Origin of the sequence: Scytonema hankhaensis NUACC26 (assembly GCF_045865695.1) — a bacterium.
In the GTDB taxonomy this organism is placed as follows: domain Bacteria; phylum Cyanobacteriota; class Cyanobacteriia; order Cyanobacteriales; family Nostocaceae; genus Scytonema.
The window spans coordinates 1-26,178 of record NZ_BAACAP010000137.1 but is presented as its reverse complement, the minus strand read 5'-3'; the positions used below and the strand labels follow the sequence as shown (position 1 = coordinate 26,178).

The window sequence follows — 26,178 nt, the reverse complement described above, 5'->3', positions numbered from 1 at the left end:
CCTAATTGACTTCAGGTTGTTGCAGATATTCATATCCGGCTTCATAGGACTGTACCTCTCCGTTACGAAAAGCCGCAGCGGACACAATTACTTTGACAAGGTAGTAGTAAGGTTTTCTAGTGTGTACCTTTTCTCCTGGAAGACCAGAAGAAAGCTTTTGTAATATTGCATACATATTACTGAAACACCTGCAATATTTTTGTTCTTGCAGCAAGTATTTCCGATCGATTACTGGTGTATGACTGCTTTTCTCCTCCTATAGCAAGTTTATCATACATATCGCCAAAATAATTGCTAAAAGAAAAATTTTTTCTCCTTGTATTTTTTGCCAATAGTGTATTTTTAACTACAAAAATTTTTGGATTTATATTAGAATGATTAAAGATTTTAAGCCTACCCTTGTTTTGCCACGAGGTGTTTGAGCTTAATTGCAATGGGCAAAGCCGTGCCGTAGGCGATGCTCCTAAAAGGATCTGTCCAAAAGACATCTCCAGAAATTAATTATGCATGACCTGAAAGTCTTGGTAAAGGCGCAATGCCTTGCGCCCTTACATCTTTATTGGAAATTTCTAAAGGGCGAACGCACAGGTATTATATGTTAGAGAATAAAGCTTGGATAAGCCATGACAACTTTATCAAAACTTGTATAATTTAGTAGTGAGCGTGAGAGATTACGGTACGAACAAGGTCTATAATTGCTAGCTAGATGAAACATGACTAATATTCAAATCAGGCGTACAGATGGTTCAATTGCTGCCCTAAATACCCTTGTTAATGGATCGTCTAGTCCAACGAAACTTGTAGAAGGGATTGGATTTGTACAACGTTTTGAGGTTGCTGCTGGAGAAACGTCAGAAATTATTCGGCTCGAGCACCACCTTACACTCAATCATAAAGGAAATTTTAAACTGACCTCGACTCATGAAGGACGACGACAAGGCGATCGACAAGTGGGTGCAGGGCATATTCACTTCCGTCCTGCATTGATGCCACATTCTTCAACTTGGGATGGTGAGACAGCGTTCACAGTTATTGCACTCAATCCTGCGTTTGTTCAAACTTGTGCAACAGATTTGTTTAAGCGAGATCTCTCTGTTGTTACGTTTCGTCCAATGATTGCAGAGCAGGATAGCTTATGCTGGGAGCTTGGTTCTCGTCTTGAGTTAGCTGCGTATGGTGAAGGACAACTTCCTCGTGTTTTTGTAGAAGAAGTTGCAACTGTACTAGCAATGCACCTACTTCTGAAGTATGGTAACGCTGTTCCTAAAAATGCAGTATCACACGCTACTTTAACAGAAACAAAACTGAAACAACTGTATAACTTTATTGAAGATCGTATTTGTGAAGATATTGGATTGAGCGAGTTAGCAAGCTTATCTGGTTTAAGCAAGTATCATTTCTGTCGTCAGTTCAAACAGTTAGTTGGGTTGACACCCCATCAGTATATTATTCACCGTCGAATTGAGGTGGCAAAACGGTTTCTCGCTAAACCAGAACTAACGATTGGAGCCGTAAGTGAATGTTTAGGATTTGCGAGCCACAGTCAATTCACTGCCTTCTTTCGTAAGTATACAGGTGTTACGCCTCAAGTATTTCGACAAAGGCTGGAACTCTATCAAAAGAAAGATTTTAGCGAACGAGCGCAACTTTCGATCGGCATAAGCAAGATTTCATCAAGACAACCTTGAGTATAGCTCAGTAACCTATATAAAGGTTTCTGTAGGCAGACAATTGATGAAATTCCAAACTCGACGTAGAGCGATCGTTGGTGGTGCGGTTACCTTAACAGGTTTGACAGCAAGCACAATGGCAGCAACGCAAACAAACGCTCAACCAGCAACTTCTACTACAACTTCGCACAGTGCAGGTCGATTCAGCAATAAGGTCGTGTTAGTTACAGGTGGTACTAGCGGCATCGGTCGGGCAACAGTTGAGGCGTTTGCTGCTGAGGGAGCAAAGGTGACTTTCTGCGGACGACGCGAACAACTAGGTGAGGAAATTCGGGCGAGTGTCCGTGCAAAAGGCGGTCATGCACTTTACATTCGTGCGGATGTGCTGAAACCTAATGATGTACAGACGTTTGTGCAGAAGACAATCGATACCTATGGTCGCATCGACATTGCATTTAACAATGCAGGAGTCTCTACCCAGGGCAAAGTACATGAAACTTCTGAGGAAGAGTGGGATCGAGTTGTTGACACAAACCTAAAAGGGGTTTGGCTCTCAATGAAGTATGAGATTCCACAGATGCTTAAGCAAAAAAGTGGTATCATCATTAACAACTCATCTGTACAGGGATTTGCGACTCGTCCTGGTGGATCGCCTTATGCAGCGACTAAAGCTGGCATTATGAGCCTGACTCGCTCGGCAGCCCTTGAGTATGGCACCTCTGGTATTCGAGTGATTGCGATCGCACCAGGCATTATTGATACTCCACTGTTTCGACGATATAGTGAGCAGGCGAAAACTCCGGAGGGGCTTGCTCAAATTTCAGAAAACATCGGCGGGTTAAAGCGAATTGCCACTTCATCTGCTGTGGCAAGGGCTGTGATGCTGCTCAGTTCTGACGAAGCATCTTATATTACAGGATCTTCCCACTTTATTGATGGTGGCTTACTAGCAGGGTTTTAACGAGCGCTCTGTTGATAGAAGCTGAACTATAGGAACGCGAAAGTATGACTCAACGATTTGAAGGTAAAACAATCCTTATTACTGGCGGCAGTAGCGGTATGGGAGAAGCAACGGCTCGTCGAATTTTGAACGAGGGTGGTCGTGTTATCATCACAGGACGCAAGCAGCAGAGCCTTGATGAAGCGATCGCACGTTTCGAACGTTCTGAATATGCACGTGCGCTCGCTGCTGATGTTTCAGACCTCAATGCTCTTGATAACTTAATGAAAACGATTCGAGCAGAATTCTCAACCCTAAACGGCATTTTTGCCAATGCAGGCTTTGGCAAGTTTGAGAGTAGCGTTGAGAGCAATGAAGAAGACTTTGACTCAATTTTTGGAGCCAATGTCAAAGGTGTCTTTTACACTATTCAGAAAGGACTAGAGCTTTTGCAGAACCCTGCTGCGATCGTCATCAATGCCTCTTGGGTTGCTCATCGGGGATTGCCTAATGGAGCACTGTATTCTGCAACAAAAGCAGCCGTTCAATCCTTTGTTAAAACACTTACCGCAGAGTTTGGACGTAAAGGCATCCGAATTAACTCAATTAGCCCTGGAATAATTGCAACACCTATTATGGAGAAAATTGGCATGAGTGATGAAGAAACAAAGTTTTGGGAAGAGCAGATTCCGTTAGGTCGCCTTGGTAATCCAGAAGAAGTTGCAAGCCTAGTGGCATTTCTTCTTTCTGAAGAAGCCAGCTATATTGTAGGCGAAGACATTTTAATTGATGGTGGTCTGACACGGACTGTTGCAATGTAATATTCCTACTCCCTCCGGTGCTATAAGATTACCAATCTTCTTCTCTTCTTTATACGGTAGTCGTTATAACGGAGGGAAACCTCCACAGTGTTGTTATAAGTTAAGATGAATGCATTAGAACTGTTAACCTTGAAACAATAGAAGAAAAACGCAATTGTTGATTGAGCATTCTATAGCTTTTAATTAAATGTAACTACGAATACTCTTTGCAAAAAAATTGACAATCGCAAGTAAATTGGCAAGATGTATGATATTCTTTATATATGGAAAATAAATCCAAATATCTGTTGAAAAAGCATAACGATAATTGCTGCAATTCTATATTCATTTCAGCGAGCTTCTCGTTATTAATGAAGCTCTTCTATAGAAATGGTTCTCCAGAATGAAGATAGCTGCTGTTATGTAGACAGATATTAAGTCCAACCTGAGTCTTTATAGAAGTCAAAAGATTGTTAGTAGTTATTAGTTAGTTGTTGGTTGTTAACCACTAACAACTAACCACTAACTACTAACTAGTAGATTAGGTACAAACCATGCTCGAGAATTTTCCGTCTCTAAATAACCATAATTTACCGTATCCCGATACAATTCATCCCATCGTTGTTCATTTTGCGATCGCGACGGTATTATTTGCCTTCTTGTGTGATGTCATTGGATACTTTACCCGTAACCACCGTCTTTTTGAGGTAGGTTGGTGGAATATGTTTTTCGCTACAATCTCTATCTTTGTTGCCATCATTTTTGGTCAATTTGAAGCAGGTTTGGCAGAACCTTATAATGCAGTTGAACCGGTACTTACTTTACATACATTCCTTGGCTGGTCACTTTCAGGAATTCTTGCAGCCATTACAGCTTGGCGTTTTGTAATTCGTTCCCGCACTCCACAAAAGATATCAATTTATTATCTAGCGGCGGGTTTGCTTTTAACTGTTTTGGTTGGTATACAAGTGTATTTCGGAGATGAACTGGTGTGGGTATATGGGTTACATACTGTGCCAGTTGTTGAAGCGGTAAAGGAGGGCTTGCTGCAATGAATCCTGAAGTTATTGACCAATTGAAAACTCAGCTGGGAGCAAATGGGTTACCCTATGGCATACCCATTCACCCAAATCTAGTCCATCTCACTTTGGGTTTATTTATCCTTAGCATTGCCTTTGATTTCATTGGTGTACTGTTACCGATACAAAGACCACTCTTTAAGTTTTTAGCAATTCCTACCACGCCTTCCAACTTTTTTGATGTTGGTTGGTATAATATGCTAGCTTCAGCCATTATCACATTTTTTACAGTAGCAGTAGGTTTTTACGAAATGATGTTGGCAGAACCCTCTACCGAGGTAAAGAGTGCCTGGGGATTACAAGCGGTGGAGACAATGCTCTGGCACGGTGTGGGTGGTGTTTTTCTTCTAGCACTGATTGTTGGAATGACTATTTGGAGAGGATTTCAGCGCTTTGTTTGGCATGAAGATAACAGTCAACAAGTGCAGTTGACCTATTTACTTTCTGGGCTATTCATCATGCTCCTCATGTACGTCCACGGTACGCTTGGAGCGCACCTAGCTGCTGAGTTTGGAGTTCATAATACTGCTGATATGTTATTGCGATCGGGTAAAGATTTTAACTTACTACTGAAGTAAACGATGTTAGTCATTTGTTCTTTGTCCTTTGTCATTTGTTTAATAGAGACAGCCAATAACCAATGACTAATGACCAATGACTAATGACCAATGACCAATGACTAATGACTTTTGCCACTATGAAAATCCGAAACATTTTGCTTCTGAGTCCTTGTGCTCTCTCCTTAACTGCTATTAGTATGTGGATAGGCGATCGAGCCTATTCCTGGCTACCCCCTCAAGCCGCAGCAGAATCGCAACTCGTCGATCGCTTGTTTAGTTTCTTAGTAACCCTAGGAGCATTCATCTTCCTTGGAGTTACCGGAACACTCATGTACTCAATAATTTTCCATCGAGCAGAGGAATATGATACCAGCGATGGTCCCCCTGTTGAAGGAAATTTAACACTGGAAATTGTTTGGACTGCAATCCCTGTCTTGCTAGTATTTTGGATTGCAGGCTATAGCTACCAAATCTACGAGCAAATGGGGATTCAAGGACATGGCTCAGCTATACACTTGCACGTACCAATGGGAATGGAAGCCGCATACGCTGCGCCAATGAACAAGGACGCTCTGAAGCAAGAACGCGGAGATACGGGGAATTTCTCTATCTCCTCTGAAGCCTCATCAAATATAATACCTGTTGAAGACATTGAAGTTGATGCCAAACAATGGGCTTGGGTTTTTCGATACCCAGAAACAGGAGTTACCAGTACCGAACTGCATTTACCCATTAATCATCGCATCCGTTTAGCGATGCAGTCGGAAGATGTTGTGCATGGATTTTATATTCCTGCTTTCCGAGTCAAGCAAGACATTATTCCCAACCGCAAAATTGACTTTGAATTCACCCCTATCCGCATTGGCAAATATCGATTGACCGATTCTGAATTTAGTGGTACTTATTTTGCAACCATGCAAGCAAATGTCGTTGTTGAATCTTCTGAAGAGTATAAAAAATGGCTTGTGGAAGCAGCAAACCGTAAACCATGCACTGCAAGCAATCAAGCAGCTTCCGAGTATGTCCGAGAATCAAAAGCGTTAATCAAAAGCTGGACTACAATTGCACCTGCACAACCCCCTGTCGTGAATTACAGTAACCAGTGACCAGTGACCAATGACCAGTGACCAAGGACAAAGGACAAATGACAAATATTTCCGTTGAAGACATTACAGAGCGCGTACCTCAACACGAACCTCCAATAGATTGGAAGCGATACTTTAGCTTCAGTACAGATCACAAAGTCATAGGTATTCAGTATATTGTTACTGCCTTCATTCTCTTTTTAGTAGGTGGCATATTTGCAATGATTATTCGTGGGGAATTAATTACCCCAGAATCAGATCTTGTTGACCGCAGTTTCTATAACGCCATGTTCACCATGCACGGTACTGTAATGCTGTTCGGATGGACATTCCCTATACTTACAGGTTTTGCTAACTATCTCGTACCTCTCATGATTGGGGCGAGAGATATGGCATTTCCCAGACTTAACGCTGTTGCTTTCTGGATGATACCAATCGCTGCTATTCTGCTGATGATTAGTTTCTTTATACCAGGAGGTCCAGCACAGGCAGGTTGGTGGTCATATCCTCCCGTTAGCTTGCAAAATCCCACAGGAAATTTAATTAATGGTGAAGTGATTTGGCTTCTAGCAGTGGCGGTGTCAGGTGTTTCTTCAATTATGGGGGCGGTTAATTTTGTCACTACAATTGTCAAAATGCGAGCACCAGGAATGACGTTCTTCCGCATGCCTATTTTTGTTTGGAACGTGTTGAGTGCCCAGATTATTCAACTATTTGGACTGCCAGTATTAACAGCAGGTGCAGTCATGCTTTTACTCGACTTAACAGTTGGAACTAGCTTTTTTAACGCCGCTAAAGGAGGCGACCCAGTTTTGTTCCAGCACTTTTTCTGGTTTTACTCTCACCCTGCAGTTTATGTAATTATTCTGCCAGTGTTCGGAGTCTTGTCAGAAATTTTCCCAGTTTTTGCTCGCAAACCTCTGTTTGGTTATAGAATTGTCGCCATTTCATCACTCTTAATCGCTGGAGTTAGCGGTATAGTTTGGGTACACCATTTATATGTCAGCGGTACTCCAGGTTGGATGCGGATGTTTTTCATGCTGACAACAATGTTCGTTTCTGTACCGACTGGCATTAAGGTGTTTGCCTGGACGGCAACGATTTGGGGAGGTAAATTGCGATTTGATACACCAATGCTGTTTGCACTGGGTGCATTAATACTGTTTGTGTTTGCAGGTATCACTGGCATTACCCTCTCTTCTGTTCCTGTTGATGTCCATGTCAATAATACTTACTACGTAGTGGGTCATTTTCACTATGTTTTATATGGCACAGTAACAATGGGGATGTTTGCTGCTATTTACTTCTGGTTCCCTAAGATGACCGGACGCATGTACTACGAAAGCTTGGGTAAGTTGCATTTTTGGCTGGCGTTTATTGGTATTAACCTCAACTTCTTCCCAATGCATCCACTAGGGTTGCAAGGAATGTTGCGTCGAGTTTCTTCTTACCCCCCAGAGTATGAATTCTGGAACATTGTTGCCAGTGTTGGAGCATTTTTGTTAGGTGCATCTACTTTGCCTTTTGTTCTTAATATAATTGGTTCTTGGATGCATGACCAGCAAGCACTGAAAAATCCTTGGCGAGCAATTGGATTGGAGTGGTTAGTTTCTTCACCACCTCCTGTAGAGAACTTTGAGGAAACTCCAGTTGTTGTAGGTGAGCCTTACGGCTACGGGAAATCTGAACCATTAGTTGCTAATCGTTAGTGGTTAGTGGTTATTGGTTAGTGGTTATTGGTTAGTAGAAAAAACAACTAACTACTAACAACTAACTACTAACCAATAACATTTAAAGGAGAATTAATCACATGGATAGTTCCATAATTTCAGAAGAGTTACAGCATTCCCGACATGAGCATACTCATGACGAAGAAGGCAGCAAGATGTTCGGCTTCATTGTGTTCTTGCTTTCAGAAACTTTCATTTTCCTCGGTTTTTTTACAGCGTATATTGTCTATAAAACAACGACTCCTGAGTGGTTACCTTCTAGTGTTTCAGTACTAGAAATTAGATCTCCTGCTATTAACACGGTGGTTTTGGTTTCTAGTAGCTTTGTCATTTACTTGGCAGAACGCGCTCTTGCACGCCACGACTTAATGAAATTTCGTCAGTTTCTCACACTCACGATCGCAATGGGAACTTACTTTCTTGTAGGACAAGCGATCGAATGGAGCCACCTTTCCTTTGGTTTTACCACAGGAGTCTTTGGGGGTATGTTTTATTTACTGACAGGCTTCCACGGTTTGCACGTTCTGACTGGCATTTTGTTACAGATCGTTGTTTTGGGTCGCTCTTTCATTCCTGGTAACTACAACACAGGTCATTTTGGTGTAAATGCCACTTCTTTATTCTGGCACTTTGTTGATGTCATTTGGATTGTTTTGTTTGTCCTGATTTACATTTGGCATTGACACTCCCCTGTCTGAGGTTTTTATGCGGAAGATTGCGATTTACGGAAAAGGGGGAATTGGTAAGTCAATAACCACTCAAAATATAGTGGCTGGACTGGTCGATATGGGTCGTAAGGTGATGGTTGTGGGATGTGACTCGAAAGCAGACTCTACCAGGCTCCTCTTGGGGCGATTGCACCAGAAGATTGTACTCGACACGCTACGTAAAGAAGAGGATGTAAATCTAGAAGATTTTCGCAAGGAAGGATGGGGGAAGACGCTTTGTGTGGAATCAGGCGGACCAGAACCTGGTGTGGGATGTACGGGTCGGGGTATTTTGACATCAATTGGGTTGCTAGAACAACTTGGGGCTTACGATGAAGAAGTGCGACTTGATTATACTTTTTATGATGGTCTAGGTAACGTGGTGTGTGCTGGATTTGTCATGCCTATTCGCGAACGCAAAGCTCAAGAAATTTACATCATTATTTCTGAGGAAATCATGGCAATGTATGCGGCTAACAACATCTGCCGAAGCATTCAGAAATATGCTGCGAGCGGTGGTGTACGTCTGGGAGGATTGATCTGCAACTCTCGCAGTGTCGATCGCGAAGACAATCCGATTGAGGCTCTGGCGGAGCAGTTGGACACTCAAATAATTTACTCCATGCCGAGGAATAACATGGTACAACAAGCAGAGTTCTACAGCAAGACTGTCATTGAATATGCTCCTGAGTGTCAACAGGCACAGCATTACCGCAATTTAGCAATGGCGATCGACCAGAATACAAATTTTGTAATTCCGAAACCTATGTCTAACGAACAGCTAGAGAAATTTTTGGTAAAGTTTGGGTTGCTTGACTAAGTGTAGCTTTACCATCATTTCAAAAACCGACATTCTGAACTCGCCAAAACTTGTTTACCTTATTGAAGGAAGATCGCTTATTATGTTGACCGAAGAGATTTTAGTCCAAAAATTTACGACCGTTGCTGAGGAACGCTGTCCCGAACTTATTGAGATGTTCGAGTACTGCCATGTCGAACTCGTAAATTCTTACTGGGGAAAGCCTCCAAAACTTTATCAGCATTTTGTTGTCTATTCCCCCAACTATCTGTTTACCGCAATTAATGCTTACAAAGGTATTTTTAAAGGCGTTGCTAACGATCTAGGCATTCCAGAAGCTATTTGCATGAACGCCACACGCATCATTCGCGATCCCGCATCAACATTAAAGCAAAAAGATCCCTTGCTGTGGTTAGAACTCCAGTGGGTAACAACATTGCATCTACAACGGTAGAATTTACCAACTAACAAGCATTTTCAGGTTCAATTCTCAAACCAAAGAAAAATCCAAGCAAACAAATATTTCATTAGGAGCAATCAGCAATGGCATTAAAATTATTGAAATGCGATGAAAGCATCCCCGAACGGGAAAAGCACGTTTACATCAAAGAGAAAGGAGAAGATACAACACAATTTCTCCCAAGTTCCAACGTCGAAACAATTCCCGGCTCACTCTCAGAACGTGGATGCAGCTACTGTGGAGCCAAGCTGGTGATTGGTGGCGTGCTCAAAGATACCATCCAATTGATTCATGGACCTATCGGTTGTGCTTACGATACCTGGCACACCAAACGCTATCCTAGTGACAACGGGAACTTCCAACTTAAATATGTTTGGTCAAGTGACATGAAAGAGTCCCACGTTGTCTTCGGTGGTGAAAAGCAGCTCAAGAAATCCATACTAGAAGCCTTTGCGGAATTTCCTGATATCAAACGGATGATTGTCTACACCACCTGCGCCACAGCACTGATTGGCGATGACATCCGAGCCGTTGTCAAAAGCGCTGAAAAAGAACTCGGTGATGTAGATATCTTCTGTGTTGAGTGTCCCGGTTTTGCTGGTGTCAGCCAATCCAAAGGTCACCACGTGCTCAACATTGGCTGGGTGAATGAGAAGGTCGGAACATTTGAGCCAGAAATCACTAGTCCATATACCATCAATGTCATCGGCGACTACAACATCCAAGGCGATACCTTTGTCTTAGAGAAGTACATGGAAAAAATGGGCGTGCAAATCATCGCCCATTTTACCGGTAATGGTACTTATGACTCGTTGCGCGGAATGCATAGAGCACAGTTAAATGTCACTAACTGTGCCAGAAGTGCGGGATACATTGCCAACGAGTTGAAGAAAAGATATGGTATTCCCCGTTTGGACGTGGATACTTGGGGCTTTGATTATTGTAAGGAAGGGTTGCGGAAAATCGGTGCCTTCTTTGGCATCGAAGACAGAGCCGAAGCCGTCATTGCCGAAGAAGTCGCCAAATATGAATCTAAGTTAGCGTGGTATAAAGAACGCTTGACAGGGAAAAAAGTCTGTATCTGGACGGGTGGACCGAGATTGTGGCACTGGACGAAGGCTCTAGAAGACGATTTGGGGATGCAAGTGGTAGCCATGTCCTCGAAATTTGGTCATCAAGAAGACTTTGAAAAAGTGATAGCCAGAGGTCAAGAAGGCACTGTCTATATTGATGATGGTAACGAATTGGAATTCTTCGAGGTGCTAGAGATGGTGAAACCTGACTTGGTTCTAACTGGACCAAGGGTGGGAGCATTAGTGAAGAAATTACACTTGCCTTATGTCAACGGACATGGATACCACAACGGTCCGTATATGGGATTTGAAGGTGCTGTGAATATGGCAAGAGATATGTACAATGCGATTTATTCGCCTCTGATGAAATTGGCTGCACTCGATATCCGCTCCGATGAAACTGAAAAAGAGACACCCAGTCAGGAAAACAATCAGAGTTTGAAGGAGAAATCTGAGGAAATTATTAATGGTATTCTGAACAAAAATGCCGATATCTTGTCTGTAGAACAGGTAGTTTTGGAAACTCCTACTGATGAGAGTTTTGATGCAAATGTAAATATATTTACACCTAAACTGTCTGATACTGCTACACAAAACGCAAAATCCGTAACTACACAAATGGAAACTGTTTGCACTGAAGAAAATAGGAAATTTATGGAGAGCGAAGTACAGCACTCGAAATCGGTTAACGTTACATCAAAAGAACCTAGCGCTGTACTCGAAAGTTTCAAATTTGAATCACAGTCATTGCTACCACCTGCTAATAAATCATTACTCCAATGGCAGCAAATTAGTAGGAATTTGTTTGACTTTTTAGAGCAATTACCCAAATATTTAGGTAAATCTTTCACTGAATACCAGTTACCAATGATTTGTTTTGCTTCAATTATTGCAACAACCATTGTAGTGAAAATAGTTCTTGCTGTATTAGATGTAATCAATGAAGTTCCGCAGTTACATTTAGTTTTTGAGTTAACTGGAATTGGTTACGCAATATGGTTTATTTTCCGATATCTACTCAAAGCTTCTACTCGCCAAGAATTAGCTGCACAAATTCGCTCTATCCAAAAAGAAATTGTTGATACCAATTCTATATAAGGTTACGCTTAAAACGCCCTGACATTGGAAATGTGGAGCTATACAAACAAAGCCCGCCTAAGCGCAAAGCGCACGCTACGCATTTCCGGAGGCTATGCCCGCCAGGGCAATACGCGGGCTAATTAGATGCATCTTCATACAGAAATGGTATGAGGGACAAAATTGATTTCCTACCTTCTGTTGCCATAATGCACCAGCGCTCTAAAGATTTGTTCCCCCCTCAAAGTGAGTTCTCGTCATCCAGAAACTGAATTGCAATTTTCGATTGTCATTCCATCGTCCTATAAATTGAGTCCGGTGTTGCTAATTTGTTGAAGCGATCGCAAGCGGCGAATTTCTGGAAAAGCCAGGGTAACAATAAGTACAACTAAAAGAGTTCCAATACCGCCACTGACTACGGAAAAAATAGGTCCAAAAAAAGCTGCAACAAACCCCGATTCAAAAGCTCCCAATTCGTTAGATATACTGATGAACACACCGTTGACTGCAGAGACTCTTCCCCGCAAGCGATCGGGAGTGCCTACTTGTACTAAAGTATGACGGATAACTACGCTGATATTGTCCAACGCTCCGCTACATACCAGCATTAACATGGAGAGCCAAAACGATCGCGACAACCCAAAGATAACAGTAACAATACCAAATCCTGCAACCGACCACAGCAGTGCTTTGCCTGCTTTTTTCATGGGTGGTAAGTGAGCTAGAGACAGCGCCATTGTTAATGCCCCAAATGCAGGTGCAGCACGCAGCCATCCCAAACCAGAAGGACCAACTTGCAGGATGTCCTTAGCATAAATTGGTAATAAAGCAACTGCTCCACCAAACAAGACGGCAAACAAATCTAGGGTAATCGCAGCAAATATGATTTTTTGCTGCCAGACAAAATTGAGACCTGCTGCCAAACTTTTAAAACTCGGAGGTTCGATCGCACGTACTGCTTTTACCTCGCTAATTTTCGCAATTAAGCCAAAGCAAATCAAAATCAGCACAGCATCAATAATATAAACTGATGTAGCACTTTTTGTCTGTGCGATCGCCCATCCTCCCAAAGCCGGACCAAGTACTGCAGCCAGTTGGAATCCACTACTATTCCATGTTGCTGCATTACTAAAAACTTCTAACGGTATAAGTTGAGGTAGAAGTGCAGAAGAAGCTGGATTATTAAAAGCTTTAGCAACACCGCCTAAAAGCAAACAAATATAAATCAGAGGTATTGAACCTTGAGCGTAAGATAAAATCGCTAACCCAAGAGAGCATATTGCCAGCATAAAAGTGGTCAACAAGACAGTGCGTTTGCGATCCCACCTATCTGCTATATGACCTGCAGGTAACGTTAGTAAGATAACAGGTATGACCTGTACTAGACCAACCCCACCCAAAATCATTGCTGAACCCGTTCGTTCATAAAGTTCCCAACCAATAGCAACGCTTTGCATTTGGTTGCCTAAAAGTAGGAGGTTGTGACCGAGTGCATAAAAACAATAATCACGGTAGCGCCATGCTGCATAGGGATCGTGTTGTTGAGATGATTTAGTAGCCTGCTTTTTTGTCCACCACATTTCGTAGAGATCTCCCTGTACGGTAATGTTCTAAATTATCTAGAAACAGAGCTAGAGTGCGTTCTTTGACTCTTGGAGAATGACCAGTGCAGTGTGGTGTTAGAAAGACGTTAAGAAGCGCTTTAGCTACGTAGGAGTCTTGCTTAATTTATGTGAGTTCGACAAACCTCACACTCACTCCCTCCCTCTCCATTAAGGATGAAAACCAGCAGCTTTCTAGCAAAAGCTGCCGATGGAATTCGCATTGGCATTTATATAAAATACGGTTATTTGGTAGATTTAACGTACTATTTTACTAGGAAAGTGTTTCATAGTTTTATGAAAAAAGCAAGGAGTTTTAACCGATGCGGCGGGGTAGTTCATAAAAAGATTACTTGTTATGGGGCTGGATTGGGATAACGAGTGTGAACGGCGTTCAATTCTGCCAGTATCTCTTTGTCAAGAGTCACATTGACGCTATCTATGTTCTCTTGAAGTTGTTCTAGAGTTGTCGCACCAACGATTGTACTAGTCACAAACCAACGGCTGATGACAAAAGCTATGGCTAATTGCGAAGGTTTGAGATTGTGACTGTGGGCAATTTCAACATAAGCCGTAACAGCTTCACTCACATTGGGTTTGAGATAGCGCTGCCCAAAATTTGCAAAAAGAGTGAGTCTCGTATTCTCCGGTCTGTTGCCTTCTACGTATTTGCCTGACAGTAAACCAAATCCCAGAGGGCTGTAAGCTAGCAAACCAATGTTTTCGTAACGGCAAGCTTCTGCTAAAGCAGAATCAAACACCCGATTCAGCAAATTGTAAGCGTTTTGAATGGCAACAACTTTGGGCAATCCTAACTGTTTGGCAATCTGACTAAACTGAGTCACTCCCCAAGGCGTTTCATTACTCAAGCCTAGGTACCGGATTTTTCCCTCCTTGATGACATCGGCAAAAGCTGCAAGCTGTTCGGCGATGGGTACTGTTTCACGCTCAAAATTGGGATTGTACTCTGTCTGTCCAAAGGTAGGAACATAGCGCTCGGGCCAATGGATTTGGTACAAATCGATGTAATCTGTTTGTAAGCGCTTTAAGCTATCATCTACTGCTTGCTTGATGTTCTCGCTTTTTATACTTGTCGCTCCTCCCCTCAACCAGGTCATCGGACGACCCGGACCGGCAATTTTTGTAGCGATAATCAGCTTATCCCGTTGTTGCTTTTTCAGCCACTCTCCTATAAAAACTTCGGTTCGCCCTTGCGTTTCAGCACGTGATGGTACTGGGTACATTTCTGCAGTGTCAATAAAGTTGATTCCTTGACGGACGGCATAATCCAGTTGTAGATGTGCGTCTTCAATGGTATTTTGCTGACCGTAAGTCATGGTTCCAAGACAAATTTCGGAAACCTTGAGGTCGCTCTCACCTAGTTGATTATACTTCATATGCAAAAGAAGGTTTTTCCTAATGTTTTTCCGATCTAAGACTTAAAAATACTACATCTTTATAAAAAATACTGCAAATCTACCAATTTATGTGCTTTTATAATAAGATCGTAAAATCTTATCAGACTTAACTTCAACAGTTTATGTGATTCTCAAACCAGAACATAACAGTGCTAATGCTCCATTTAGAGTAGGTGTTCTTTGTAGCGCTTTTGCTTTTTAGCAAAAGTTTATGTTGCAAATTTGTTTTTTTTCTTAAAAAATACGGTAAATCAACCAGTGTAAAGTACTTTATATTTTTGTAGGAGCAAACTTAGATGAGCGATCGCATTCTTCAAATCTTACTTAGTCAATGGCAGGCATTGACAAAACTCCGATTCCAGAGGCATGACAGAAGCCAGAGGCTGTTATCTATCCATTCCATGCCAATACTTGGAGCTTTTATTGCCGCTACAACTTGAAGTTGATACCAAAGAAGATTGATGTCAAAGAAGCTATGTTAAAACCAGAACAGTACGCTTCATTGTCTCCCAAAATATAATTTAGTTAGTGGTTAGTAGTTAGTTGTTAGTGGTAAGTTGCAACAACTAACTACTAACAAGTAACAACCAACAACTAACCAATAACCATGACAAATCCAACTGAATTATTACATCACCGCTATGGTGTTGATACTATTAATAGAGATATTCCTTGGAACGATACTCTAGCAAATTTGCTTTCTCACCGTTCAATTCGTGCTTATCTTTCCGATCCTTTACCATCTGGTACTCTAGAAACTTTGGTTGCTGCGGCTCAATCTGCTTCTACTTCCTCTAATCTACAAACATGGAGTGTAGTGGCTGTAGAAAATGCACAATCTAAAGAAAAATTGTCACAACTGGCTAACAATCAAGCTCATATTCGGCAGTGTCCTCTATTTCTTGTATGGCTTGCCGATTTAGCTCGTCTGGCTTACATTGCTGAGAGTCGCGGTTTGCCTCATGAAGGTTTGAATTATTTGGAAATGTTTCTTATGGCAGCTATAGATGCAACCCTAGCAGCGCAAAATGCAACTGTAGCTGCTGAATCTCTTGGTTTGGGAACAGTGTATATTGGTGCATTGCGGAATCATCCTGAGGAAGTCGCCAAAGTTCTTAATTTGCCCCCGCACGTCTTTGCTGTGTTTGGGTTGTGCGTGGGCTATCCCAATCCCGCTCAACCTGCTGCTATTAAACCACGTTTGTCTCAGTCGGCTGTCTTGCATCGGGAAACTTACAAGCTGGGAGAACAAGATGAGGCGATCGGGCAATATAATGATTTCATGAAAGCTTTTTACGCCTCGCAACAGATGAATGTTACAGGTGATTGGTCTGAGCATTCTGTGAAGAGAGTTATGTCGCCTGAGTCTCTATCGGGACGAGATCGATTGCGTGAAGCTTTAAAAACTTTAGGTTTTGAGCTGCGATAACCATAGAGAATGGATAGTGGATAGTAGTTGGTGGTTAGTGTAAAAAATACATCTGACCGCCAACAACTAACCACCCACTACTAACTCTATATAAAACATGAATTTACAACTGAAAGGTCAAATTGTTTTAGTAACAGCAGCGAGCAAAGGTTTGGGTAAAGCCACAGCGCAGCAATTTGCTCGCGAGGGAGCAAAAGTTGCTATTTGCGCCCGTAGCGAGTTAGTGGAAAAAGCTGCTGCTGAAATTGAAAATGAAACGGGTGCAGAAGTTTTGGCAATACGTGCAGATGTAACTAAACCAGAAGATGTTGAACGGATTATTAAGACTACAGTAAATAGATTTGGGGGCTTAGATATCCTTGTGACAAATACAGGCGGTCCTCCATCGGGCAGTTTTGATGACGTCGATCTTACCGAATGGGAAACTTCCGTAAACCTAATTTTATTAAGTGCAGTTCGACTCATTAAACTAGCATTACCTTATTTGCGTAAATCATTTACTCCGGCAATTCTTACCATCACTTCATCTTCAACTAAACAGCCAGTTCAAAATCTAATTTTGTCGAATTCTATTCGGTTGTCTGTCATTGGTTTAACAAAAAGTTTAAGTCGAGAACTTGGTCTTGACAGAATTCGTGTCAATAGTATTTTACCTGGTTGGACGTATACAGAACGTGTTGAAGAATTGATAGCAGCCCGTACTGTAAAAAATGGAAAATCTCCTGCAGAAGAAATTGCCAATATTAACTCTACTGTGCCTTTGGGTCGTATGGGTAAACCAGAGGAGTTTGCTAACGTTGCCGTTTTCTTATGTTCGCCTGCAGCTTCGTTTGTAAATGGAGTTATGTTGCAAGTCGATGGGGGGCTTTGTCAGTCCGTGCTTTAGCAAATATTTCTCACATGGATTTATATTGGTTTCGCTTACCCCACCTAAAAGGTAGACATCTTTTCTTTTTAGGTGGGAACTGCGCTCAACATTTCTGTTCAACGTTGCAATTCCAAGCTGCTTTGGGAGAATTTTTATGTCGTCTGAAGAAGTCTTCGTCTTTCCCGCATCTTTCGCCCAACAACGACTGTGGTTTCTCGACCAATTGATACCGGGCAGTACTATTTATAATGTGCCAACTGCTATTCGTTTGACGGGACGGCTGAACTGTACGGCTTTACAGCAGGCTTTGCAAGAAATTGTTTGCCGTCATGAAACTTTACGTACTACGTTTCAGATACTGGAAGGAGAAGTTGTACAGGTAATTTCACCTTGTTTAACTATTCCTCTTTCTATATTAAACCTGAAACAGTTGACAATAGAGGAACGAGAGACAGAAGCAAAGCGAATTATAGCTGTAGAAATAGAACACCCTTTTAATTTATCAGAAAGACCCTTGCTGCGAGTGAAATTGCTAGCACTTTCTGAAACGGAGAATATTTTGTTGTTGAATATGCACCATATTATTTGTGATGACTGGTCTATTGGAGTCTTTATTCGAGAACTGGGAATACTCTATCAAGAGATTGGATGCAACATCTCTACATCATCTTTGCTGGAACTCCCCCTACAATATGCAGATTTTGCTTACTGGCAACGCGAGTGGTTACAAGGAGAAGGGACAAATGGCTATTCACCACTGCAAATTCAGTTAGAGTACTGGCGACAGCAATTGAAGGGTGTTTCCATGTTGCATCTACCTACAGATAGACCAAGGGGAACTGTACAATCTTATCGAGGCGGAACGCAATTTCTAGAGATATCTCAACAGTTAGCTGATGAACTCCAAAAACTTTCACAGCAAGCAGGTGTGACTTTATTTATGACACTTCTGGCTGCATTTCAGACGTTACTTTACCGCTACACCTATCGAGAAGATATTGTTGTGGGTTCGCCAATTGCGAATCGTAATCGTAGTGAAATTGAAGGGCTTATTGGTTTTTTTGTCAATAGTTTGGTACTCAGAACTGATTTATCTGGAAACCCAACTTTTCAAGAATTGCTAGGCAGAGTGCGAGAAGTAACATTAGGCGCGTACAGTCACCAAGATTTGCCTTTTGAGAAATTGGTTGAGGAATTGCATCCCGATCGCAACTTAAGTCATCACCCTCTTTTTCAAGTTGTTTTTGGTTTTGAAAATGCACCTATGCCAGCACTAGAATTATCTGGATTAGTGCCTAGTTTCATGAAACTTGATTTTAAGACAACACGTTTTGATTTGGAGTTACATCTCTGGAAGTGTTCTGAAGATTTCAGAAGCTTATGGGGTAGAAATTGGGAGTTTGTTGATGGAATTCGAGGTGTCATGGTATATAACAGCGATTTATTTGATGAAAACACCATAACTCGTTTCTTAAGCCATTTTAAAACGCTCTTAAAGAATCTTGCTAGTCATTCAGAACAACGCATTACAGAGATACCACTTTTAAGTAAAGCCGAACGACATCAAATTCTAGTAGAATGGAATAATAATTATATTAATTATCCTCAAGATAAATATATTCATCAACTCTTTGAAAATTGGGTTCAAATAAGCCCCGATGCAATTGCATTGATATTTGGAGATGTAGAAACGACATATGGGGAATTAAATCAACGTTCCAATCAACTAGCACATTACCTAGAAAAATCAGGTGTTAGTACGGAAGTTATAGTGGGGATTTGTGTAGAACAATCTGTAGACACAATCGTAGGTTTGTTAGCCATTTTGAAAGCTGGGGGAGTTTATTTACCCTTAGACCCTAGCTATCCACAAGAACGCCTCAATTTCATGCTAGAAGATGCTAGCGTTTCTGTATTGCTAGTGCAAGAAAATACAAGCAAGCATTTTGCAAATTTTTCTCGAACAATTATTTATTTAGATAAAGATTGGGATAAGATTTCATTAGAAAATACAGATAACCCCAAAAATATTATCGATCGCGATCGCCCTTGCCGCAAGCCGTACTCAACCGATAGATTAGCATATGTCATTTACACTTCCGGCTCTACGGGCAAACCTAAAGGAGTTGCAGTCACTCACAAAGCTATCAATCGACTGGTTTTTAACACAAATTATATAACAATAGAGACAACAGATAAAGTCGCTCAAGCCTCAAATCTATCCTTTGATGCAGCCACATTTGAAATTTGGGGAGCATTACTTAATGGAGCGCAACTTGTGGGTATCAACAAAGAAACTCTGCTGTCATCTCGTGAATTCAAAAAACAACTTCAACAAAAAGAAATTAGTATTCTATTTTTAACAACAGCTTTATTCCAACAAATTGCTAGGGATACGTCACAAGCCTTTGCTTCCTTGCGATGCTTATTATTTGGTGGGGAGACAGTTGATGTCAGATGGATTGAGAAAGTTATTAAACATGGCTCGCCACAACAACTCATTCATGTTTATGGTCCTACAGAAGGGACAACATTTTCTTCATATTATAATGTAAAAGAATTACCTGAATCGGTAACATCTCTCCCCATTGGTCGCCCCATCGCAAACACGCAAATTTATATTTTAGATGCTCATTTACAGCCCGTACCGATTGGCGTTACGGGTGAATTATACATTGGAGGTGATGGGTTAGCACGTGGTTACCTCAACCGCCCGGAAACGATAGCCGAACGCTTTATTCCTAACCCCCACTCTCTAACCCCTATTTTCAAGACAGGTGACTTAGCCCGTTATTTACCGGATGGTAATATTGAATTTTTAGGACGCATTGACAATCAAGTTAAGATTCGAGGTTTTCGTATTGAGTTAGGAGAGATTGAAGCTGTATTAAGACAGTATCCGGGAGTCAGAGAAAGTGTAGCGATCGTGCGGGAGGAAATCAGGGGTGAGAAAGACTTAGTTGCTTATATTGTAACTGATAACCAGTTCATAGATATTGCCAACAATCCTAACTCCAAAATTCAAAATCCAAAACTCTACGAACTTCGGCAATTCTTAAAACAAAAGTTACCACAATACATGATACCCAAGGCTTATGTTATATTAGAATCCTTGCCACTAACACCAAATGGCAAATTAGATCGCCATGCTTTACCTGCGCCCAATCAATTTATATTTGATAGAGAAGAAGATTATCTAGCACCAAGGACACCAGTTGAAGAGGTGCTAGCAGGTATTTGGACGCAGCTTTTAGGGACAGAGAACTTGGGTGTGTGCGATAATTTCTTTGAATTGGGTGGACACTCTTTACTCGCGACTCAGTTAGTTTCTCGAATCAGAGATGTCTTAAATGTTGATGTGTCTGTACGTCATTTATTTGAAGCACCAACTATTGCAGAACTGGCAAAATATATTGAAACAATGCGTTGGGCGATTACCAGTTCGGATAAGGGGATTACTAACGATGGTCGAGAAGAAATCGAATTTTGAGACATACAGGTGCTGCTATAGCAACGAGCGTAGCGATCGGCTGTTGCGTATTTAATTTGCATATTATGTAGCTGGAGCTGTTTAACTGAACACTGGGCGATTAGAAATCGCGTCTATACAAACAAAGTCCACCTACGTGGACTTGCTCTCGTGTGACTTTTGGCGGATTGACACAAATGACTTTATACTTTTCACGTTTTCTGCTGCTTGATTTTAGCTATTTCTGTTACCCAATGGCGACGATTATCGTGTTCTAAGTTAAGAATGTCTTCTAAAGACCAATGGAAGTGATAAGCAATACAGGCTACCTCTTCGTGTAATTGCTCGAAGGGGTAGCCTATGACTTCCCCGATAAAACCAACTCCACACTAAAATGATTGCTGCATTTAGGGCAATGTACGGGGATTTCTGCATGACCTTGCTGGTTAATTCGATTATAAAACTCCCGCAAATAAGCCAAGTCGCGGGTAAAAAGATTTTCTAACAGTTCCGGAGAAACTGATGAGAGTTCCCCCAAACGAGTAATCACTCGTGACAGCATTATCAAGACTCCATAAACTGGGTCTTTTTGCACTCGATGGTCTTTCTGTACGCAAATTTCGTCCTTAGCAGTCGCTAATCGCATGACTCCTTGGCAATGTAACTTTCCATTAGTATCTATAAAACCTTTAGGAAGTATAAAATTAAATTCTGTTTGAAGTGGATTATTAGTCATATTCTCATTATGTATAACAGATAATTTTTGGGCATATAAATTTAGAGTTGATTTAATATTTTTTCTCTTTGTTGTTGAGCTACTGGGTAATTCGGCTCTATGTTTAAAGCAGCTTCAAAAGCTTTTAAAGCTTCTTCAAGTCTACCACTTCTAGCGAATCCCATGCCTATTCCTGTCCATACATAAGCATTGTCGTTATCAATGTCTTTAGCTCTGGAGTAAGCCTCTAATGCTTCATGATACTTTCCTAACTCAAGCAAGACTAGACCTTTGTTGTACCATGCTTCAAAAGATTTAGGATTGAGTTTAATAGCTCGGTTTGTACAATCTAGTGCTAATTGATATTCTTGCAAATGCCAAAGAGCGGCTGCTTGATTTGCCCAAATACTAGCCAGAATAGATTCATCGACTGATTTTACGTCTTCACGTAAAGCTTCGTCATAAGCAGCAACTGCCTTTTGATATTCTTTTAAAGAACTTAAGACTCTACCGTAGTTAAACCAACCTTGAACGTAGTAGGGGTTAAGATCGATAGCTTTTTTGATGGCAACAATCGCATCTTCATATTTTTTGGAGTGCCATAGAATGACACCTTTTTGACTCCAAGCTTCTGCATAGTCTATTTTTAGAGAGATGGCTCGTTGAGCACCATCAAGTGCTTCTTCGTGCTTTTGCAACCCTAAAAGAGCGATGCTACGTTGATACCAAAGGTAAGCTAGCTCTTTATTATCCCAATTTTTATCGCCAGAAAAAGCGCGATCGCATGATGCAAGTGCGTCTTCATATTTTTGCATTAAGTTGAGTGTCTCGCAACGGTGCATGAACGCACGAGAATATTTAGGATTAACTTCTGTTGCTTTATTATAGGAAATAAGTGCTTTTTCATACTGCCCAGTTTTTTGCAGCAGCATTCCTTGGTTGTCCCAGCTAGCTGCATCATCGGGATTAATCAGGAGAGCCTGTTCGTAAGAGGAGATTGCTTCAGACATTCTACCTAAGTTAAACAGTGCGAGTGCTTTGTTGTTCCAAGCTAACGAGCCTTTAGCTTTTCCCCAATTGCCATTCGTTTTAATTGCATTGTCACAAACTTGAATTGCTTGTTCGTAGCGCTGCAAATCTATCAGCACGCCACATTGAGAAGCTAAAGCCACTGAATAATTGGGACTTATGGTGGTAGCCCGTTCAAAAGAGATAAGTGCTTCAGAATTACGTCCAAGCTGTCTTAAAGCAATACCCCTGTTGAACCAGGCTGTGGCGGGAGTGATATTTACCCAATTACCATCAACACGCATGGCTTCTTCACAGTTGGCGATCGCCTCTTCCTGGTTTCCCAATGCGGATAAAGCCTCACATCGCTGCGTCAGTGCAAAAGAATTCTTTGGTTCTATTTTGAGAACTCGATCGTAAGAAGCAATTGCTTCCACATATCTTTGTAACTGCAGTAGCGCATTGCTACGAGAAGCCCATAAATCAACGTTCTTCCGCTTGGGTCTAAGTGTAATTGCTTTCTCACAAGCTGCGCTCGCTTCAGTATATTTTTGGGCATTTTCCAGCGTATGGCACTCCTTAGACCAGAAATCAAAGTCTTGGTAATCAAACTCAGGTGGAGACGAACTTTCGGCGATCGAGGATTTGTGGATAGCTGAAATAGTTCTGTTTGATGAGCTTTTAAGTGTTTCTGCTTCCTGTGTGTTGGGCAATATATTTCTGAATAAGCTAACAGCACGAGCAGGGGATTGGGTAAGGAGTAAAATACTACAGCCTAAGCCTAACCAGTCATAAATGCGCTTCATGAAATTTGTCTGAGTTATAAGTGTAATTGCTAGATTTCAGTTACATGGCAATTAAGTTATAACAGATTTTAAATTCCTGACCAGTGCAGCTAATATTTTGCGATCGATTAAAATTTATGAAGAGTGATACGGTGAAAAAAACAGTAAGTTATTTTTTTCCAGGATACGCGCTGCTACTGGTTGTTGTGGCTGTTGCTCCCCTGATGGCTCAAGATTCTAAAGATGTAAAACGACTACAGCTTTCAAGAGAGTGTCCTAACTGCAACTTACGTGGAGCCAACCTGCAAAATTTTTACTTACAGGATGCCAATCTCCGGCGTGCTAACCTAAGTCGGGCTAACTTGCGTGGAGCAAACCTTGAAGGAGCGTACTTGAGAAATACTAACCTCACAGGTGCTTCTTTAAGTGGGACAAACTTACGCGGTGCTGATTTGACTGATGCAAAGCTTGAAGGAACGGATTTAAGAAATAGCCAAATTGATGAAAAAACGGTTCTGGATAAGAAGTGGCGTCAGGTATGGGAAATTGTCAATCACCCGTTGTCAGTTAGAGATTTGCAGGGTGCGGATTTGGAAGAAGCGAATTTAAATAACGCCAACCTCAGCAACGTCAATTTAGAAGGAGCAAATCTCAAAGGTGCTTCCTTGAATGGAGCGAATATGAGTGCTTCCAATCTCAAAGGTGCCAACTTATCTAAAGCCGACCTATTTATTGCGGATTTACGGAATAGCAAACTAAATAACGCGATTTTACAGGGTGCTTCTTTAAATAGCGCGGATTTGCGAGATGCTCAGTTAGAAGGTGTTGACTTGCGTCAGGCAAATTTAAGTAATGCCGTTCTAGGTAACAATAACCTGAGTGGTAGCAAACTGACAGCTGCCAATTTAAAAAATGCAGACTTAATGGGAATGAATTTGAGTCATGCGGATTTACGACAGGCAAACTTATTCAATAGCAGCTTAAGTAAGACCGATCTGACAGGAGCAAACTTAAATCGGGCAAATCTTAGAGGAGTGGATTTCAAAGACGCTAACTTGACAAATACCAAGCTAGAAGGTAGCAATTTGGAAGGAATTTCTTTAAATAATACTGTTGCTACTGGTGCTAATTTGAGAGGCATTAATTTAAGAGACGCTAGCCTACAGCAAGCTAATATGAGTACGGCAAACTTACGGGGAGGTAATTTGAGAGGTGTTAACCTTTTGGGAGCAGATTTGAAAGGCACTGACTTAAGTGGTATTAACCTCAAGGGAGCAAATCTTAGTGGTAGCAACTTAGCAGGAGCCAATTTAAGTTATGCAGACCTCAGTGGCGCTAATTTGGAGGGTGCCAATCTGAGCAATGTTAACTTAAGTGGGGCTAACTTGAGAGAGGCAAATTTGAAGGGAGCATCCTTAGCTGGAATTAAGCTTGATGGTGCTAATTTGTGCAAAGCGATATTACCAGATGGTAAGCGATACAATTGCTAGCTGGTTTTTGAAATCAACTTTATAATTCGTTATGTTTTACTGTCCACTTCGTCGCTTACAAGGTCACTTAACGTATTCAGGCGAACAGGGGCGTTTTATACAGATTTCATACAACGTGGATCTAATACTACTCGGTTAAAAATTTTTCGTAATAATTTTGTGGATGTAGAGACGCGATTATTTGCGGATGTAGAGACGCGATTATTTGTGGATGTAGAGACGCGAATAATCGCGTCTCTACGAGGTTTCAATGTCAATTGATTTTTCTCAGCCCTTGCAGTATTGAATGTAGATCTCTCAAGCACTCGTTGAACTTTCTTTTATCCACTCCGCTATCGATTCCGAAGTTTCTTCGTCGGAAGCTAATCCTTTTATCTTCATAACCACTTCAGTCTCAGGAGCATTGAAAGAATAGCCATTTAACTCAAGAAAGGTAGCCATTGATAGAAAGGCTACCCTTTTATTACCATCCGTAAAAGCGTGGTTTTTGGCGAACCCGTAACAATATGAGGCTGCTAACTCAAATATTGTAGGTGTAGGGTCTCCATAAGCAAACAGATTTTGTGGTCTAGCTAAGGTAGCTCCGAGTAAATTTTCGTTACAACCAGCCAATCCACCATGCTGATGGAGCTGATCTGAATGCATGGCTCTAATCATTGCCTCGTTTAACCAAAATGGCTCCTTCACTTTGCTAACTCGCGCAACGCATTTCTATACTTAGTACTTACTTTTTTGTATGCTTCCATAGCTTTTTCAAAATCAGGATTAGAAGCTGTCATATAGACTCCATCAGCAGTTTCGGTTATGAATATACTGTCTCCTTCGTTAACTCTAAGCTTTTGCAAAATTTCCTTAGGTAAAGTTGTACCTAGAGAGTTTCCAATCTTACGTACTTTTAAGGTATACATACTCAATAAACAATTTTCTAATTGGAAATGAATGATAGTATTACTATTGTAATAACATACTTCTCGTTTAAAAAGTCAGTTTTCGCAAAAATATATCTGTGTACTATAAATTAAGCGCGTGGAGATAAGTAAAATGGATAGACCAAGCTTCGAGTATCGGGAGTATTTTTGGGTTGATAAAAAATGTTAATATCGACTTTACCGCGAACTGGGTCGGGGTCAGCACGCACTTCTTTTAAAATGATGCGGGGTTCCCACATGGATAGGGCTTCTTCTACGTACAGGCGAATCAGCAGTAAGGTTTGAGAGGTAGAATCTGCCAAAAATTTCCAGCCGGAATTGTTGAGTGTTTCTTGAACCATCTCAGAAGTTAACATGGGATAGTCAACAATTGTACGCACAGCAATACCAAGCAAGCGTTGCGGCTCTAATACCAATTTAATATGAAGCTGCATATAATAGAGGAGTTGCAAACTTCATAAATTTAAGTCTTTATGAGCCGCCCGT

Annotated in this window: 26 protein-coding genes; 16 read left to right on the top strand and 10 right to left on the bottom strand. The window is 41.3% G+C overall.

The genetic code is table 11. From position 1 onward, the window contains the following. Position 1: 1 nt before the first annotated feature. Together ACKTT2_RS08670 and ACKTT2_RS08665 are read right to left on the bottom strand one after the other, a co-directional pair. Positions 2-175 carry a hypothetical protein gene (locus ACKTT2_RS08670; protein WP_407885707.1) on the bottom strand — a complete coding sequence of 58 codons (174 nt, stop codon included), beginning with the start codon at positions 173-175 and terminating at the stop codon, positions 2-4. Between the two features lies 1 nt (position 176). Next, on the bottom strand, positions 177-488 hold the full coding sequence (locus ACKTT2_RS08665) for a hypothetical protein (RefSeq protein ID WP_407885705.1): 312 nt from the start codon (positions 486-488) through the stop codon (positions 177-179). A gap of 225 nt (positions 489-713) precedes the next feature. On the opposite strand from ACKTT2_RS08665, the gene ACKTT2_RS08660 reads away from it, so the two are divergent. The 11 genes from ACKTT2_RS08660 to vnfD all read left to right on the top strand — a co-directional run bounded on the left by ACKTT2_RS08660 (position 714) and on the right by vnfD (position 12,001). Then, a complete protein-coding gene (locus tag ACKTT2_RS08660) occupies positions 714-1,688 on the top strand; it encodes a helix-turn-helix transcriptional regulator (RefSeq protein WP_407885703.1) in 975 nt (324 codons plus the stop codon). Between the two features lie 46 nt (positions 1,689-1,734). Further along, on the top strand, positions 1,735-2,631 hold the full coding sequence (locus ACKTT2_RS08655; RefSeq protein WP_407885701.1) for an SDR family NAD(P)-dependent oxidoreductase: 897 nt from the start codon (positions 1,735-1,737) through the stop codon (positions 2,629-2,631). Between the two features lie 44 nt (positions 2,632-2,675). Beyond that, positions 2,676-3,431, top strand: coding sequence for an SDR family oxidoreductase (locus tag ACKTT2_RS08650; protein ID WP_407885699.1), 756 nt, complete (start codon positions 2,676-2,678; stop codon positions 3,429-3,431). A gap of 533 nt (positions 3,432-3,964) precedes the next feature. Beyond that, positions 3,965-4,465: a DUF2231 domain-containing protein gene (locus ACKTT2_RS08645; protein WP_407885697.1), complete on the top strand. Its 501-nt coding sequence runs from the start codon at positions 3,965-3,967 to the stop codon at positions 4,463-4,465. Continuing rightward, positions 4,462-5,067 carry a DUF2231 domain-containing protein gene (locus ACKTT2_RS08640; protein WP_407885695.1) on the top strand — a complete coding sequence of 202 codons (606 nt, stop codon included), beginning with the start codon at positions 4,462-4,464 and terminating at the stop codon, positions 5,065-5,067. The genes ACKTT2_RS08645 and ACKTT2_RS08640 overlap by 4 nt, the downstream gene beginning before the upstream one ends. A 119-nt stretch (positions 5,068-5,186) precedes the next feature. Continuing rightward, the gene (locus ACKTT2_RS08635) at positions 5,187-6,155 is read left to right on the top strand and encodes a cytochrome c oxidase subunit II (protein ID WP_407885734.1); all 969 of its coding nucleotides are present in this window, start codon (positions 5,187-5,189) and stop codon (positions 6,153-6,155) included. A 38-nt stretch (positions 6,156-6,193) separates the two neighbouring features. Further along, positions 6,194-7,843: a cytochrome c oxidase subunit I gene (gene ctaD / locus ACKTT2_RS08630; protein WP_407885732.1), complete on the top strand. Its 1,650-nt coding sequence runs from the start codon at positions 6,194-6,196 to the stop codon at positions 7,841-7,843. A 101-nt stretch (positions 7,844-7,944) separates the two neighbouring features. Next, positions 7,945-8,547 carry a cytochrome c oxidase subunit 3 gene (locus ACKTT2_RS08625; protein WP_407885693.1) on the top strand — a complete coding sequence of 201 codons (603 nt, stop codon included), beginning with the start codon at positions 7,945-7,947 and terminating at the stop codon, positions 8,545-8,547. A 22-nt stretch (positions 8,548-8,569) separates the two neighbouring features. Further along, entirely contained in the window at positions 8,570-9,391 is an 822-nt protein-coding gene (locus ACKTT2_RS08620) for a nucleotide-binding protein (RefSeq protein ID WP_407885691.1), read from the top strand. 82 nt (positions 9,392-9,473) lie between these two features. Then, positions 9,474-9,824 carry a hypothetical protein gene (locus tag ACKTT2_RS08615; RefSeq protein WP_407885689.1) on the top strand — a complete coding sequence of 117 codons (351 nt, stop codon included), beginning with the start codon at positions 9,474-9,476 and terminating at the stop codon, positions 9,822-9,824. A gap of 89 nt (positions 9,825-9,913) precedes the next feature. Beyond that, a complete protein-coding gene (gene vnfD, locus ACKTT2_RS08610; protein ID WP_407885687.1) occupies positions 9,914-12,001 on the top strand; it encodes a nitrogenase vanadium-iron protein, alpha chain in 2,088 nt (695 codons plus the stop codon). A gap of 281 nt (positions 12,002-12,282) precedes the next feature. Here the strand turns inward: vnfD and ACKTT2_RS08605 are convergent, their stop codons facing one another. Continuing rightward, positions 12,283-13,560 (bottom strand): MFS transporter, encoded by a 1,278-nt coding sequence (locus ACKTT2_RS08605; RefSeq protein WP_407885684.1) that lies wholly within the window; start codon positions 13,558-13,560, stop codon positions 12,283-12,285. Between the two features lie 377 nt (positions 13,561-13,937). Continuing rightward, a complete protein-coding gene (locus tag ACKTT2_RS08600; RefSeq protein ID WP_407885682.1) occupies positions 13,938-14,978 on the bottom strand; it encodes an NADP(H)-dependent aldo-keto reductase in 1,041 nt (346 codons plus the stop codon). 317 nt (positions 14,979-15,295) lie between these two features. Here ACKTT2_RS08600 and ACKTT2_RS08595 point away from each other — a divergent pair, with 317 nt between their 5' ends. The 4 genes from ACKTT2_RS08595 to ACKTT2_RS08580 all read left to right on the top strand — a co-directional run bounded on the left by ACKTT2_RS08595 (position 15,296) and on the right by ACKTT2_RS08580 (position 20,786). Further along, positions 15,296-15,439, top strand: a complete 144-nt coding sequence (locus tag ACKTT2_RS08595) for a hypothetical protein (RefSeq protein WP_407885680.1) — start codon at positions 15,296-15,298, stop codon at positions 15,437-15,439. A gap of 167 nt (positions 15,440-15,606) precedes the next feature. After that, a complete protein-coding gene (locus ACKTT2_RS08590; RefSeq protein WP_407885678.1) occupies positions 15,607-16,428 on the top strand; it encodes an NADPH-dependent oxidoreductase in 822 nt (273 codons plus the stop codon). Positions 16,429-16,525: 97 nt separating this feature from the next. Beyond that, positions 16,526-17,314 carry an SDR family oxidoreductase gene (locus ACKTT2_RS08585; protein ID WP_407885676.1) on the top strand — a complete coding sequence of 263 codons (789 nt, stop codon included), beginning with the start codon at positions 16,526-16,528 and terminating at the stop codon, positions 17,312-17,314. A gap of 136 nt (positions 17,315-17,450) precedes the next feature. Beyond that, a complete protein-coding gene (locus ACKTT2_RS08580; RefSeq protein WP_407885674.1) occupies positions 17,451-20,786 on the top strand; it encodes a non-ribosomal peptide synthetase in 3,336 nt (1,111 codons plus the stop codon). Between the two features lie 191 nt (positions 20,787-20,977). Here the strand turns inward: ACKTT2_RS08580 and ACKTT2_RS08575 are convergent, their stop codons facing one another. From ACKTT2_RS08575 to ACKTT2_RS08565, 3 genes are read right to left on the bottom strand one after another with little or no spacing between them, the layout of a single operon-like run. Then, entirely contained in the window at positions 20,978-21,127 is a 150-nt protein-coding gene (locus ACKTT2_RS08575; RefSeq protein WP_407885729.1) for a DUF6760 family protein, read from the bottom strand. Then, positions 21,124-21,501 (bottom strand): phage tail assembly protein, encoded by a 378-nt coding sequence (locus tag ACKTT2_RS08570; protein ID WP_407885672.1) that lies wholly within the window; start codon positions 21,499-21,501, stop codon positions 21,124-21,126. Before ACKTT2_RS08570 ends, ACKTT2_RS08575 begins: the two co-directional genes overlap by 4 nt. A 41-nt stretch (positions 21,502-21,542) precedes the next feature. Continuing rightward, positions 21,543-23,294, bottom strand: a complete 1,752-nt coding sequence (locus tag ACKTT2_RS08565; protein WP_407885670.1) for a tetratricopeptide repeat protein — start codon at positions 23,292-23,294, stop codon at positions 21,543-21,545. 116 nt (positions 23,295-23,410) lie between these two features. On the opposite strand from ACKTT2_RS08565, the gene ACKTT2_RS08560 reads away from it, so the two are divergent. After that, complete coding sequence (locus ACKTT2_RS08560) at positions 23,411-24,763, top strand: pentapeptide repeat-containing protein (RefSeq protein ID WP_407885668.1); 1,353 nt, start codon at positions 23,411-23,413, stop codon at positions 24,761-24,763. A 297-nt stretch (positions 24,764-25,060) separates the two neighbouring features. Here ACKTT2_RS08560 and ACKTT2_RS08555 read toward each other — a convergent pair whose 3' ends face one another. From ACKTT2_RS08555 to ACKTT2_RS08545, 3 genes are all read right to left on the bottom strand, one after another. Next, positions 25,061-25,450 (bottom strand): type II toxin-antitoxin system death-on-curing family toxin, encoded by a 390-nt coding sequence (locus ACKTT2_RS08555; protein ID WP_407885666.1) that lies wholly within the window; start codon positions 25,448-25,450, stop codon positions 25,061-25,063. Continuing rightward, positions 25,447-25,671, bottom strand: a complete 225-nt coding sequence (locus tag ACKTT2_RS08550) for an AbrB/MazE/SpoVT family DNA-binding domain-containing protein (RefSeq protein ID WP_407885664.1) — start codon at positions 25,669-25,671, stop codon at positions 25,447-25,449. Before ACKTT2_RS08550 ends, ACKTT2_RS08555 begins: the two co-directional genes overlap by 4 nt. Before the next feature lie 110 nt (positions 25,672-25,781). Further along, on the bottom strand, positions 25,782-26,126 hold the full coding sequence (locus tag ACKTT2_RS08545; RefSeq protein ID WP_407885662.1) for a GPW/gp25 family protein: 345 nt from the start codon (positions 26,124-26,126) through the stop codon (positions 25,782-25,784). Positions 26,127-26,178: the final 52 nt, after the last annotated feature.

What these genes read in the sequence shown, in the direction of transcription:
- ACKTT2_RS08670 (WP_407885707.1), bottom strand. Translation starts at nt 175, where the DNA reads ATGTATGCAATATTACAAAAGCTTTCTTCTGGTCTTCCAGGAGAAAAG.
- ACKTT2_RS08665 (WP_407885705.1), bottom strand. Translation starts at nt 488, where the DNA reads ATGTCTTTTGGACAGATCCTTTTAGGAGCATCGCCTACGGCACGGCTT.
- ACKTT2_RS08660 (WP_407885703.1), top strand. Translation starts at nt 714, where the DNA reads ATGACTAATATTCAAATCAGGCGTACAGATGGTTCAATTGCTGCCCTA.
- ACKTT2_RS08655 (WP_407885701.1), top strand. Translation starts at nt 1,735, where the DNA reads ATGAAATTCCAAACTCGACGTAGAGCGATCGTTGGTGGTGCGGTTACC.
- ACKTT2_RS08650 (WP_407885699.1), top strand. Translation starts at nt 2,676, where the DNA reads ATGACTCAACGATTTGAAGGTAAAACAATCCTTATTACTGGCGGCAGT.
- ACKTT2_RS08645 (WP_407885697.1), top strand. Translation starts at nt 3,965, where the DNA reads ATGCTCGAGAATTTTCCGTCTCTAAATAACCATAATTTACCGTATCCC.
- ACKTT2_RS08640 (WP_407885695.1), top strand. Translation starts at nt 4,462, where the DNA reads ATGAATCCTGAAGTTATTGACCAATTGAAAACTCAGCTGGGAGCAAAT.
- ACKTT2_RS08635 (WP_407885734.1), top strand. Translation starts at nt 5,187, where the DNA reads ATGAAAATCCGAAACATTTTGCTTCTGAGTCCTTGTGCTCTCTCCTTA.
- ctaD (WP_407885732.1), top strand. Translation starts at nt 6,194, where the DNA reads ATGACAAATATTTCCGTTGAAGACATTACAGAGCGCGTACCTCAACAC.
- ACKTT2_RS08625 (WP_407885693.1), top strand. Translation starts at nt 7,945, where the DNA reads ATGGATAGTTCCATAATTTCAGAAGAGTTACAGCATTCCCGACATGAG.
- ACKTT2_RS08620 (WP_407885691.1), top strand. Translation starts at nt 8,570, where the DNA reads ATGCGGAAGATTGCGATTTACGGAAAAGGGGGAATTGGTAAGTCAATA.
- ACKTT2_RS08615 (WP_407885689.1), top strand. Translation starts at nt 9,474, where the DNA reads ATGTTGACCGAAGAGATTTTAGTCCAAAAATTTACGACCGTTGCTGAG.
- vnfD (WP_407885687.1), top strand. Translation starts at nt 9,914, where the DNA reads ATGGCATTAAAATTATTGAAATGCGATGAAAGCATCCCCGAACGGGAA.
- ACKTT2_RS08605 (WP_407885684.1), bottom strand. Translation starts at nt 13,560, where the DNA reads ATGTGGTGGACAAAAAAGCAGGCTACTAAATCATCTCAACAACACGAT.
- ACKTT2_RS08600 (WP_407885682.1), bottom strand. Translation starts at nt 14,978, where the DNA reads ATGAAGTATAATCAACTAGGTGAGAGCGACCTCAAGGTTTCCGAAATT.
- ACKTT2_RS08595 (WP_407885680.1), top strand. Translation starts at nt 15,296, where the DNA reads ATGAGCGATCGCATTCTTCAAATCTTACTTAGTCAATGGCAGGCATTG.
- ACKTT2_RS08590 (WP_407885678.1), top strand. Translation starts at nt 15,607, where the DNA reads ATGACAAATCCAACTGAATTATTACATCACCGCTATGGTGTTGATACT.
- ACKTT2_RS08585 (WP_407885676.1), top strand. Translation starts at nt 16,526, where the DNA reads ATGAATTTACAACTGAAAGGTCAAATTGTTTTAGTAACAGCAGCGAGC.
- ACKTT2_RS08580 (WP_407885674.1), top strand. Translation starts at nt 17,451, where the DNA reads ATGTCGTCTGAAGAAGTCTTCGTCTTTCCCGCATCTTTCGCCCAACAA.
- ACKTT2_RS08570 (WP_407885672.1), bottom strand. Translation starts at nt 21,501, where the DNA reads ATGACTAATAATCCACTTCAAACAGAATTTAATTTTATACTTCCTAAA.
- ACKTT2_RS08565 (WP_407885670.1), bottom strand. Translation starts at nt 23,294, where the DNA reads ATGAAGCGCATTTATGACTGGTTAGGCTTAGGCTGTAGTATTTTACTC.
- ACKTT2_RS08560 (WP_407885668.1), top strand. Translation starts at nt 23,411, where the DNA reads ATGAAGAGTGATACGGTGAAAAAAACAGTAAGTTATTTTTTTCCAGGA.
- ACKTT2_RS08550 (WP_407885664.1), bottom strand. Translation starts at nt 25,671, where the DNA reads ATGTATACCTTAAAAGTACGTAAGATTGGAAACTCTCTAGGTACAACT.
- ACKTT2_RS08545 (WP_407885662.1), bottom strand. Translation starts at nt 26,126, where the DNA reads ATGCAGCTTCATATTAAATTGGTATTAGAGCCGCAACGCTTGCTTGGT.